Source organism: Pseudomonas corrugata (assembly GCF_001269905.1).
GTDB classification, from domain to species: Bacteria; Pseudomonadota; Gammaproteobacteria; order Pseudomonadales; family Pseudomonadaceae; genus Aquipseudomonas; species Aquipseudomonas corrugata.
In genome coordinates this window covers 52,578-64,733 of the sequence record NZ_LHVK01000025.1, presented here as the reverse complement: position 1 = coordinate 64,733, position 12,156 = coordinate 52,578, and the positions used below count along the sequence as shown (strand labels likewise).

Annotated in this window: 10 protein-coding genes; 1 reads left to right on the top strand and 9 read right to left on the bottom strand. The window is 61.1% G+C overall.

Annotated elements, in window-relative coordinates:
* Positions 1–37 precede the first annotated feature (37 nt).
* Positions 38–688, bottom strand: coding sequence for a hypothetical protein (locus AD665_RS24235; protein ID WP_053194196.1), 651 nt, complete (start codon positions 686–688; stop codon positions 38–40).
* A 211-nt stretch (positions 689–899) separates the two neighbouring features.
* Between AD665_RS24235 and AD665_RS24230 the strand changes: the two genes are divergently transcribed.
* Entirely contained in the window at positions 900–1,718 is an 819-nt protein-coding gene (locus AD665_RS24230) for a hypothetical protein (protein ID WP_024781412.1), read from the top strand.
* A gap of 13 nt (positions 1,719–1,731) precedes the next feature.
* Here the strand turns inward: AD665_RS24230 and AD665_RS24225 are convergent, their stop codons facing one another.
* The 8 genes from AD665_RS24225 to prmA form a co-directional block, all read right to left on the bottom strand.
* Positions 1,732–2,328, bottom strand: coding sequence for a MarC family protein (locus AD665_RS24225; RefSeq protein WP_024781411.1), 597 nt, complete (start codon positions 2,326–2,328; stop codon positions 1,732–1,734).
* 62 nt (positions 2,329–2,390) lie between these two features.
* The gene (locus tag AD665_RS24220) at positions 2,391–5,165 is read right to left on the bottom strand and encodes a hybrid sensor histidine kinase/response regulator (protein ID WP_024781410.1); all 2,775 of its coding nucleotides are present in this window, start codon (positions 5,163–5,165) and stop codon (positions 2,391–2,393) included.
* A 99-nt stretch (positions 5,166–5,264) separates the two neighbouring features.
* A complete protein-coding gene (purD, locus tag AD665_RS24215; RefSeq protein ID WP_024781409.1) occupies positions 5,265–6,560 on the bottom strand; it encodes a phosphoribosylamine--glycine ligase in 1,296 nt (431 codons plus the stop codon).
* A gap of 185 nt (positions 6,561–6,745) precedes the next feature.
* Positions 6,746–8,353 (bottom strand): bifunctional phosphoribosylaminoimidazolecarboxamide formyltransferase/IMP cyclohydrolase, encoded by a 1,608-nt coding sequence (gene purH / locus AD665_RS24210; RefSeq protein ID WP_024781408.1) that lies wholly within the window; start codon positions 8,351–8,353, stop codon positions 6,746–6,748.
* Between the two features lie 83 nt (positions 8,354–8,436).
* Complete coding sequence (gene fis, locus AD665_RS24205; protein ID WP_024781407.1) at positions 8,437–8,757, bottom strand: DNA-binding transcriptional regulator Fis; 321 nt, start codon at positions 8,755–8,757, stop codon at positions 8,437–8,439.
* On the bottom strand, positions 8,754–9,761 hold the full coding sequence (dusB, locus tag AD665_RS24200; protein ID WP_024781406.1) for a tRNA dihydrouridine synthase DusB: 1,008 nt from the start codon (positions 9,759–9,761) through the stop codon (positions 8,754–8,756). The genes fis and dusB overlap by 4 nt, the downstream gene beginning before the upstream one ends.
* 184 nt (positions 9,762–9,945) lie before the next feature.
* The gene (locus AD665_RS24195; protein ID WP_053194194.1) at positions 9,946–11,181 is read right to left on the bottom strand and encodes a DUF3426 domain-containing protein; all 1,236 of its coding nucleotides are present in this window, start codon (positions 11,179–11,181) and stop codon (positions 9,946–9,948) included.
* A 30-nt stretch (positions 11,182–11,211) separates the two neighbouring features.
* The gene (gene prmA, locus AD665_RS24190; protein ID WP_024781404.1) at positions 11,212–12,090 is read right to left on the bottom strand and encodes a 50S ribosomal protein L11 methyltransferase; all 879 of its coding nucleotides are present in this window, start codon (positions 12,088–12,090) and stop codon (positions 11,212–11,214) included.
* Positions 12,091–12,156 lie beyond the last annotated feature (66 nt).

Below are 12,156 nucleotides of genomic sequence, written 5' to 3'. Positions count from 1 at the left end.
TCAGACCCATCTATAGATGGGCCAGATGAATGGATGCTCATGGGGCGACTCTTCTCAGGTTGAATCGCCTCATGAGGTGTTCATTCAACTTCTTTTTGATCAGGGCTCTTTTGTTGTTCAAATGATTCCTGTCCAGTTTGAAGAGTGCCTGTTGCTGGATGATTTCTGCCGAGCGCTTTTCCCAGTCCCAAAACAGAAATCTGTGCTTTTTTATATCCATATTGAGTTCGAGCTTATAGACGGCAATATGGACGTTGTTCCGTGAGTCGTAGCGGGCCGGGATGATCTGAAACGTTTCGCCATGCCGGGTTTCCCTGTCGAAGGACAGCATTGCCGGTTGATTGGCTTTCAGGGCGTCGAGGGTATCGATCATTGCATTCGCCTGTCGGGAGTCCGTCATGGTCTGGGCGCCCTGAACCAGGAAATCTGCCACCGAGCCCGTGACGAAGTGCCGAGTGCGGGTGAGGATGGTGTCGTCATAGAGCGCCCAGCCGAGGAAATTCAATGTGCGGACATACTCTTCGAACCAGCTTTTAGAGTCTGTATAGCGGTTATGGCCAAGGTCGGCTGATCGGGTGGCAATGCTATTGCAGTCCGCGATGTCGTTGTGATCCTGCGGGGAAAGCATCTCGATATAGGAGAGCAGGTTAGGGCCCGTGACCAGGCCGGTCAGTAATGGGTTGTTCATGGAAATCTCCGTCAAAGTTGTCTTTTATAAATACAACGGTGGCCGGTGAATTCAAGTGAGTGGATGGGTTGATTTAAATCCGGATGTTTGTCGGGGGGGTGAGAAGAGCTAAATATGTTGCAATAAGCTGAAAGTTGCAGTTTGCCTGAAGGGTAAATTAGATTGCTGTTTGATCGCAGGAGTGGTCATTACATAACCAGGGAAGTTATATATGGAACAGTTTGAAAGTGAAGTAAGTGTCGAGCAGAGTATTGAGCTGATCGGTGCACGCATCAACAGGCGCAAGGCGCTGGTCTCTGCCGGCCGGCGTATGCGTCGGTCCGCTGCACTGCAGGACAGCCCGACCCAGGACCTGGACGCGCTGATGTTGGGAAACGCGCTGGTAGGCTACGGCGCCAACATGTCGCTCACCAACATGGCGATCATGGAGAACCTGATGACCATGGCCATCATGGAGGCCAACTTTGAAGTACCTGGCGGCAAGAACACCTTGGCGTGGTATGACGCGTTTATCCGGTGTCTGCATGACCTCGGATGTTTCGTTGCCGATGACGGCTACACCCGCTACTCCGAGCGTTCCCAGCGCGTAGACATGGACTTCGTGATCAGCGACATCGTCAAGGGAATCATCGATGGGGTGAAAGCCAGTGTCCCGGCAGCGTCGGTGCTCGGTGCGGTGGTGAACACCACGATTGACGGGCTGAAGCAGGATAAGCAAACCCTCAATCTGTACAACAGCCAGGTCAAGACGCCCGAGGGCGCCCGTCTCTCCGTCATTCCCTGCGAGCAGTTGGCCAACGGTATCCTGATTGCCTCGTCTGCCTCCATAAGGCAGACCGGAACCTCGAATAACGGCGGGGTTCTTTTCGTGAACTGGCAATCGTCGGCGCGGGAAATCTTTCGCGGTAAATCCTTTGTGACGTTCAACCCGGCTCGTTACGAAGAGTTCAGGTCGGACATCGAGCAATACCTGGGCGAACATCGCAAGGAGGTGCTGCGAAAGCGCTTCAACCGCCGCAAGCAAGGGTGACCGGTCAGCGGTGCTACGGCATCAGGTAGCCCTTCACCCCGGTGAAGATGATCTGTGCCGCCAACGCACAGACAAATAACCCCATCAGGCGGCTGACGATCTGCAAGCCCTGGTCACCCAGAATCCGTTCGATGCGGCTGGACAGATAGAGCACGACCCCGACGGTGAAGCTGGCCAGGGCAATGCTGATAATGGCCATGAGTTTGTCGTCCCAGTGCGGCTGGCTCACGCCCATCACCAGCAGCGCGCCGATGGTACCGGGGCCGACGGTCAATGGAATGGTCAGCGGGACGATGGTCACGTCCTGCTGGACATTGTCGGTCTGTACGGCCGACTTGCCCTGGGCCATGCCCAGCGCCGAGATGAACAGTACGCTGCCGGCACCGATACGGAACGCATCCACGGTAATGCCGAATACGCTGAAAATCACCCGACCGAACAAATACAGCAATACGCTGGAGACCAGTGTCGCGATCGCGACCTTCCAGGCCAGGCGTCGCTGCTCCTTGCGCGAGTAGCCACGGGTCAGGCCGATAAAGCACGACAACACGAAGAAGGGGCTGTAGAGCACCAGCATCTTCAGATAAACGCTGAACAGCACATGGAGCATGGTTGGGGCTCAAGGCGGAGGAAGACGACGGGAGTCTATCAGGCGGTGTGACGTCTGTCGGCTCAGGACGTTTGCACCGTGCGGTTCTGTTGCTCGCGTTGGGCGACCCAGTGCTCGATCAGCTCGCGCAGTTGCGACAACTCCACCGGCTTGGCCATGTGGCCGTCCATCCCGGCTTGGCGGGCCCGTTCCTTATGCTCGGCCAGGATGTGGGCCGTGAGCGCTACGATGGGCGTACGGGTTCGCTGGTTGCTCATTTCCCAGGCCCGCAGCTGCTGGGTGGCGGAGAACCCGTCAAGGATCGGCATCTCACAATCCATCAGGACCAGGTCGTAGTGCCGTTCCTTCATGGCCTTGAGGGCTTCCTCGCCGTTGCTGGCGGTGTCGGGTTGCAGGTTGAGCTTGCCGAGCATACCGCGGATGACCTTGGTGGAAATGCTGTTGTCTTCGGCCACCAGGATGCGGAAGTCACTCGGGACTTTCACCGGCGCGGCGGGACCGGCATTCAATGGGACATTGGGGGCATGGCCTTTGTTGCGCTGGTTCAGTTCGTCCGCGAGGGTGGTCTTGAGGGTATAACCGGCCACCGGTTTGGCGAGGATGCGCTTGACTCCGCTGTTGCGCGCCACGATCTTGCTCGGTGCGTTGCTGATGCCGGTGAGCATGATCAACAGGATGTCGTGGTTCAGGCTCGGGTCTTCCTTGATCTTGGCCGCCAGTTGCATGCCGGTCATGCCGGGCATGTTCTGGTCCAGCAGCACCACGTCGAAATAGTCCCGCAGGTGAGCCTTGGTGCGCAGCAGCGCCAGGGCTTCCTTGCCCGATGGCACCGCGCTGACATTCAAGCCCCAGGCGCTGCATTGCTGCACCAGCACCTTGCGGCAGGTCTCATTGTCGTCGACGACCAGTACCCGCGCGCCTTGCAGCGGGCTGTCGAGATCGGAGGTCGGATGCTCCAGGCGATCCGGGTCCAGCGGCAGCGTCAGCCACAAGGTGTTGCCCTGGTTGCTTCCGCTCTTGATGCCGAACTCCCCGTGCATCAGCATGATCAACTGCCGGGCGATGACCAGGCCCAGGTTGCCGCCCAGGCGCGTGGCCGACAGGAAGTTCTTGCTATGCAGTTCCGCATGCATGAGCGTGTCGCGCTCTTCGGCGTCCATGGGCAAGCCGCTGTCCTGCACGGCGATGCGCAGGCGTGGCTCGCTGCTGCGCTCGTCGAGGGCCACGACGATCAGCACCTCGCCTTCGTCGGTCTTCTTCAAGGCGTTTTCCAACAGGCTCAGAAGCGCCTGGCGCAGCCGTGTCGGATCACCGCTGATCACCCGTGGTACCTGGGGCTGGATGAAACTGATCAGCTCGACATTCTGCTGCTCGGCCTTGGCGCGGAAGATACTCAGGCAATCCTCGATCAACGCATTGAGATCGAACTGCACATCGTCCAGTTCGATCTGACCGGATTCGAGCCGGGAAATGTCGAGGATCTCATTGATCAGCGTCAGCAGTTCGTTGCCGGCACTGTGGATGGTCTGCACGTAGTCGCGCTGCTTGACCGACAGCGGCGTACCCAGCAGCAGCTCGGTCATGCCCAGCACGCCGTTCATCGGGGTACGGATCTCGTGGCTGATCTTGGCCAGGAATTCCGCCTTGGCATTGATCTCGGCATTGCTCGCGGCGAGATCGCGACTGATGCTGAAACGGCTCTCGTTGATGGATCGCTGGCGTTCACCCAAGGCGACGCTCATCAGCAGGCCGCTGATGCAGATGAATACCAGCAACGTGACGATCAGACCTTGGGGAGCGACCTCCGTGAGGCCTTGCAGGGCGGGCAGAATGATCAGTGTGCCAAGGTTGAAAACCACCATGGCCGCGACAAACAGGCGTGCCGGGCGGTAGCCCTTCTGCCAGTGCCAGGCGCTGACGAACAGCATGCTCAAGCCCGCCAGGGCCACCAGTGCATAGGTCATGATATTGAGCGGCAGGGTGTTGACGAACAACAGCAACAGGCAGCACAGCATGACGAATACGATGTCCCCCAGCAGCAGCCGGTTCAGCGGATGCGGTCCCAGGGGTGCAAAGAATCGGTAGGCGAACATCAGGCCGCAAGGTGCGGTCAGCAACAGAGCCAGATAGGCGCCCGGCGTCTGCACCGCCGGCCAGTCGGGCAGCCAGCCCCCCGCCAGGTTCAGCAACAAGGCCAGGCTCAGCATCAGCAGCCCCTCACAAGCCGCCAGCCACAGGCAACTGCGTGAGCGGGTGTAGGCGTAGCGGGTGAGGTTGTGCAGGATCAGCATGGTAATGCAGCCGAACAGCAAGCCATAGATCAGGGTCTGGTTCTGATCCGCTGCCGCTGTGATTGCCGGTTGCAGGGTGATGTACGGGCGCAGCTCGTGTCGGGATGCCAGTCGCAGGTAGACGTCCAGCGGTTTATCGCTGCGGGGCAGGGCCAGCATGAAATCGCTGCTCGGCACCGAGTGTTCACTGCGTGGCAGGGCATTGCCGGTGATCTGCTGGTCGACCAGGGCATCGCCGTCCAGCACATAGAGATTCAGGCGCGACAAGTCGGGCGCGAAGATCCGCAGGATCTGTTCATGCTTGTCGGGAGCAAGTCGGAAGCGCAGCCACAGTGCGCCGTCGGGCTCGGCGGCCTGGAGACGGTCGAGGTCAATGGGGCTGAATTGGTTGGTGTAGCGGGCCGAGCGGATGTCGCTCAGCGTCAGGTCGCCCTGTTCGTCGAGCAATACCGCCCAGCCACTGCCTGGCGCGGCCTGGGCCGGGAGCATGCAGAGCAGCGTCAGCAAGGTGACGGTAAAGCCTATGGCGATCCTGAGCCAGCGCACGGCGAAATCCCTTCGTAGGTTGATGCCATATTATAACTATGCGCGGCGCCCTGACAGACAGGCAAGGGCCACGGAGCCCTGCCTGGCTGAAAGGCCGGGTTATTCCAGATTTTCGCCACGCTCGCGGGCAATGGCACGATAACCAATGTCCTTACGGTAGAAGCAACCTTCCCAATCGATCTCGGCGGCAAGCTTGTAGGCCTGCTGCTGAGCGGCGTCGACACTGGTACCCATGGCGGTGGCGCACAGCACGCGACCGCCGGCGGTGACGACCTGGCCGTCCTTCAGCGCGGTACCAGCGTGGAAAACCTTGCCTTCCTGCTGGGCCGCAGCCTCCAGACCACGGATCACGCTGCCCTTGGCATAGTCTCCCGGGTAGCCGCCGGCCGCCAAAACGACGCCAACGCTCGGGCGTGGATCCCACTGCGCTTCGACCTTGTCCAGCGCCTGGGCCAGTGCGGCTTCGACCAGCAGTACCAGGCTCGATTGCAGGCGCAACATCACCGGCTGGGTCTCAGGATCGCCGAAACGGCAGTTGAATTCGATGACTTTTGGGTTACCAGCCTTGTCGATCATCAGGCCAGCATAGAGGAAGCCCGTATAGACGTTGCCTTCCTCAGCCATGCCGCGCACGGTTGGCCAGATCACCTGGTCCATGACGCGCTGGTGTACCTGGGCAGTGACTACCGGGGCCGGGGAGTAGGCGCCCATGCCGCCAGTGTTCGGCCCGCTGTCGCCGTCGCCGACACGCTTGTGGTCCTGGCTGGTGGCCATGGGCAAGACGTTCTTGCCGTCCACCATGACGATGAAACTGGCTTCTTCACCATCGAGAAACTCTTCGATCACCACCCGGGAGCCTGCATCACCGAAGGCATTGCCGGCCAGCATGTCGCGTACGGCGTCTTCGGCTTCGGCCAGGGTCATGGCCACGATCACGCCTTTACCGGCGGCCAGACCATCGGCCTTGATCACGATCGGAGCGCCTTTCTCCCGCAGGTAGGCCAGGGCCGGCTCGATTTCGGTGAAATTCTGGTAGTCGGCGGTCGGGATCTTGTGCCGGGCGAGGAAATCCTTGGTAAAGGCTTTCGAGCCTTCCAGCTGTGCCGCACCGGCAGTCGGGCCGAAGCAGTCCAGACCCCGGGAGCGGAACAGGTCGACGACGCCGGCGACCAGCGGCACTTCCGGACCGACGATGGTCAGCGAGACGTTCTTCTCGGCAAAATCGGCCAGTTGTTCCAGGGCCAGCACGTCGATCGCGACGTTCTCGCACTTGGCTTCGATGGCGGTACCGGCATTGCCCGGCGCCACGAAAACCTTCTGCACGCGCGGGTCCTGGGCTACTTTCCAGGCCAGGGCATGTTCACGGCCACCGCTGCCAATGATCAAAACATTCATTTCAAAAACCTCGGATGACGCTGATTCTGTATGCAGCGCTGAAGCTGCTCTTCTGTGGAAGCGAGCTTGTGTGGGAGCAAGGCTTGCCCGCGATGCAGGCAACTCGGTTTATCAGGCGCACCGAGGTGATGCTATCGCGGGCAAGCCGTGCTCCCACACAAACTCAGCGCCCACATCGATCGATATTAGTGACGGAAATGGCGCATGCCCGTAAAGACCATCGCGATGCCTGCCTCGTCGGCGGCGGCAATCACTTCACTGTCACGCATCGAACCACCCGGCTGGATCACGGCGGTGATACCAACCTTGGCCGCGTTGTCGATACCGTCGCGGAACGGGAAGAACGCATCGGACGCCATGACCGCGCCCTGAACCTGCAGACCGGCGTGTTCAGCCTTGATCGCGGCGATACGGGCCGAGTTCACTCGGCTCATCTGGCCGGCGCCGACACCGATGGTCTGGCGGTTCTTGGCGTAGACGATGGCGTTGGACTTGACGTACTTGGCGACTTTCCAGGCGAAGATCAGATCGTTGATTTCCTGCTCGCTCGGGGCGCGCTGGGTCACGACTTTCAGGTCGGCGCTGCCGATCATGCCGATGTCGCGGCTCTGTACGAGCAGGCCGCCATTGACGCGCTTGTAGTCCCACGCCGGAGCACGGTCCGCCGACCATTGGCCGCAGGCCAGCAGGCGCACGTTGGCCTTGGCGGCCACGATGGCGCGAGCTTCTTCGCTGACCGAAGGCGCGATGATCACCTCGACGAACTGGCGCTCGACGATGGCTTTGGCCGTCTCGGCATCCAGTTCACGGTTGAAGGCGATGATGCCGCCGAAGGCCGATTCGGTGTCGGTGGCGTAGGCCAGTTCGTAGGCCTGGCGGATACCGCCCTCGGCGTCCGGGCTCACGGCCACGCCGCACGGGTTGGCATGCTTGACGATTACGCAGGCCGGCTTGACGAAGCTCTTCACGCATTCCAGCGCGGCGTCGGTATCGGCCACGTTGTTGAACGACAGCTCCTTGCCTTGCAACTGGGTGGCGGTAGCAATGCCGACTTCGGCAGGCTTGGCTTCCACGTAGAACGCCGCGCTCTGGTGCGGGTTCTCGCCATAGCGCATTTCCTGGGCCTTGATGAACTGTGTGTTGAAGGTGCGCGGGAATTCGCTGCGGCCTTCGGTCGACAGGGTTTCAGCGGCCTGGTTCACGGTGCCCATGTAGTTGGCGATCATGCCGTCGTAGGCGGCGGTGTGTTCGAAGGCCTTGAGCATCAGGTCGAAACGCTGGGCGTAGGTCAGGCCGCCGGCCTTGAGGTTTTCCAGCACATTGGCGTAGTCGCTGGCGTTGACCACGATGGCCACGTCTTTGTGGTTCTTGGCCGCCGAGCGGACCATGGTCGGGCCGCCGATGTCGATGTTCTCGATGGCGGTCGGCAGGTCGCAGCCCGGCTTGTTGATGGTGGCTTCGAACGGGTAGAGGTTGACCGCCACCAGGTCGATCGGCTTGATGCCGTGTTCGTTCATGATGGCGTCGTCGATGCCGCGACGGCCCAGGATCCCACCGTGGATTTTCGGGTGCAGGGTCTTGACCCGACCGTCCATCATTTCCGCAAAACCGGTGTAGTCCGCGACTTCCACTGCGGCGACGCCATTGTCCTGCAGCAGCTTGAAGGTCCCGCCGGTGGAGAGGATCTCGACGCCCAGCTGTTGCAGCTCGCGGGCGAATTCGAGGATCCCGGTCTTGTCGGAGACGCTGATCAAGGCGCGGCGGATCGGCAGGCGGGTGGTCTGGTCGGTCATTTCAATTTCCATCAAAAGCAAGGGAAGTCAGCAAAAAAGGCGACCGTTTTTTACGCGGGCGCCTTTCTGGTTTGATTGAATGCTTACAGCAGATCGTACTGCTTGAGTTTCTTGCGCAGGGTACCGCGGTTCAGGCCCAACATCTCACTGGCCTTGGTCTGGTTGCCCTTGACGTAGTTCATCACGCTTTCGAGCAGTGGCGCCTCGACTTCGGAAAGCACCAGGTTGTACACATCCGTGACGGCAGCGCCCTCAAGGTGGGCGAAATAATTGTGCAGCGCCTTCTCGACACTCCCGCGAAGGGTCTGACCCTCTTCGCTAGGCGTATTGAGGTGCTGTTTCAAATTCACGTTGTCGCTCACGGGTGTTATTCCACTCACTAAAGTCTCGGTCATCATCGTCATGCGGCCACCCCTTCGTCCCCTGTCAGGCTCTTGTAACGTTCAGCGAAGAAGGCCTGAACGTCGGCGCATTGTGCTTGCGTACCATCCAAACGATTGAAGCGGGCGCGAAACTCCCTGGCGCCCGGCAGGGTTGCGAGATACCAGCCCACATGCTTGCGCGCGATGCGCACGCCCATGACTTCTCCGTAGAAGGCATGCAGTGCGGCCAGATGCTCCAGCAGAATTCGTTCCACCTCGGACATTTGCGGCGCGGCCAGCTTTTCGCCGGTGCGCAGGAAGTGTTCGATCTCACGGAAAATCCAGGGCCGCCCCTGGGCGGCCCGGCCGATCAACAGGCCGTCGGCACCGGTTGCGTCCAGCACGTACCGGGCCTTCTCTGGCGAGTCGACATCGCCATTGGCAAACACCGGTATCGACACCGCCTGCTTGATAGCGGCGATGGTGTCGTACTCGGCCTCACCGGTGTACAGGTCGGCACGGGTGCGGCCATGGACCGCCAACGCCGTGATTCCAGCCTGTTCGGCGATCTTCGCCACCGTCAGGCCATTCCTGTTCTCCCGGTCCCACCCGGTGCGGATCTTCAAGGTCACCGGCACATCGACCGCGGCGACGACAGCCTGCAGGATCTCGGTAACCAGGGCTTCATCCTTCAACAGTGCCGAGCCGGCAGCCTTATTGCAGACTTTCTTTGCCGGGCAGCCCATGTTGATGTCGATGATCTGGGCCCCCAGCGCCACGTTGGCCCGGGCCGCCTCCGCCAGCATCTGTGCGTCGCCACCGGCGATCTGTACCGAGCGGGGCTCGGGATCGCCTTCGTGGATCATGCGCAGACGTGACTTGCGGGTGTTCCACAGGGTCATGTCACTGGTGACCATTTCCGAAACGACAAGACCGGCGCCCAGCCGTTTGCACAACTGACGAAAGGGCTGATCGGTGACACCCGCCATGGGGGCGAGAACCAGACCGTTCTGCAGTGTGTATGGGCCGATGCGTACCGCCGACATAGGACTTCCCTGAAGTGGGGCCGGATCATGAGACTTCGAAAAAGGGTTGGCATGATACCCGCTCTCGATGACTGGATAAAGATCGAATTGGATAAAATCTGAACAGCTATTTTGTTATCGCCAGCGGTTTGGTCCGGCTGGGGTGGGTCAGAAAGCTGCCGTCAATCGACTGGCCTGCGGTGGATCACTCAGGCGAGTGGAAGCTCAGGCTGTAGTTCACCGCTTTGGGACCCGGGTCCAGGATGTCCAGGGCGATGTGAATGGGGGTCTGCGGCGGCATTTCCCCCAGCCCCTCGAGATCGCCGCCCAGGTACTCTCCGGGCTTGAAGCGACGACTGGCGATCAAGTGTCCGTTAAGGTCGGCGAAGCGCAATTCCAGCAGCGGAAAAGGCTGGGAGAAGGGCGCACGATTGTAGATGATCGCGTCCACCACCAGGGCACCGCTGAACTCCGGATGACTGCGCACCACCAGGTTGCTGCTTTTGATCTTGGCAATGTCGACTTTGGACGGAACGTCGCAGCCGATGCTCGGACATATCTGCAGGAACCACGGGCGGTACTGGTCCTGGCGGGCCAATTCCTCGAAGTGATAAGCGATGTACTGGCCGGCCAGCGCCGCGGCGGCCAGCAGAATCAACAGGCTCCACAGCAGGCGTCGCCCCCAGGGCGAGCGACGCTTGCGCCAGTCCAGTTGCAACGGATCGTCGTCAAGGTCCTGAAGGACTTCGGCACGTATTCCGGGTTCCTGGCGTTCGCGTTTCTTGCGGGGCAGGACTGGCTCTTCGTCGATATCGTCAATGTCGTCGGTGGCGGACAGGCGTTCGAGGTGTTCGTCAGGTTCATCGTCCGGTGCCAGGTGCAGCGGCGCGCCAGGCACATCGTCCGGCTCCAGTGGTTCAAGCGTCAGGGGCAGGGACAGGGATGGCTCGGTGCGTGGTGGCCGGACGGGCTCATGGGGGGCGAACGGCTCGATGGGGGCCTGGGTTACTGCTTCCGCGCGCTCGGCGGGAGAGTCGCTGTACAGGCTGTCGGACCAGGGTTCCTGTTCGCCGGAGAGGTGATCCCGCTGTGCGCTCAGGTTATCTTCACGGCGTCGGCCGAAGGAGTCCGGTGCCCGTTTGTCGCGCCGTTCCAGGCGAGCCAGCTCCTTGTCCAGGTCGTCAAGGTCCAGCTCGGCGGCAGTCCACTCTTTCTGGCTGATTGCCCGGGGCGGTGTTTCGACGGCAGCAGGCCGGATGGGCGCGGCGACGGGTGGGGCGGGCTCCTTGGCTGTCCGTTGTTCCAGCAATTGCCGCGCGGCATTGAAGACTTGCAGGCATGAGCCGCAGCGAACCACCCCGCGGGCCACGCTCAATTGAGCATGGCTGACGCGAAAACTGGTGTGGCAATGCGGGCACTGGGTGACGAAACTGTCAGTCATGCGGCAATCCGGTGGGTACAGGCGGCCATTCTAGCGCCGACGTCCGGTGATGCGCACCCAGCCATCACGATTGGCAATCGGGTCCAGGTCAAAGTCGGCGGCATAAGCGGCGGCAACTTCTTCACCCTGCTCGGCCAGGATGCCCGACAGCGCCAGTCGCCCACCCGGCTTGACCAGGCCCGACAGTTGCGGCGCCAGGGAAACCAACGGTCCGGCAAGGATATTGGCCACCAGTACGTCGGCCTGGACCTGGGGCAGGTCCTGCGGCAGATAGAGTGGGAACAGTGCTTCGGCAATGTTGTTGCGCCCGGCGTTGTCGCGGGACGCTTCCAGGGCCTGCACGTCGATGTCGGTGCCAACCGCTTCTTTAGCGCCCAGCAGCAGCGCGGCAATGGCCAGGATGCCCGACCCGCAGCCGAAGTCGAGCACATTGCAGCCCTTGAGGTCCTGGCCGTCGAGCCATTCCAGGCACAACGCGGTGGTCGGGTGGGTGCCGGTGCCGAACGCCAGGCCCGGGTCCAGCAGCAGGTTGACGGCGTCCGGCTCCGGCGCCGCGTGCCAGCTCGGTACGATCCACAGCCGCTGGCCAAAGCGCATCGGCTGGAAATTGTCCATCCAGCTGCGTTCCCAATCCTGGTCTTCGATCACTTCGCTGTGATGTTCGGGCAGCGGGCTGCCGGTCAGCAGTTCCAGATGGGCCAGCACGCTGGCCGCTTCGGCGCCACCTTCGAACAGGGCCAGCAGGTGGGTATGTGACCACAGCGGGGTGGTGTTGAGTTCCGGCTCGAAGATCGGCTGGTCTTCGGCGTCCATGAAGGTGACCGATACGGCGCCTACTTCAAGAAACGCATCTTCGTAGGTTTCGGCTTGTTCCGGGCTGATGGCCAGACGTACTTGCAGCCAAGGCATGGCGGGCACCTTTGGAAATAAATCTACAGGAAGCAGTCTTGGTGGCGTGTGTGGCTAATTTGAGTA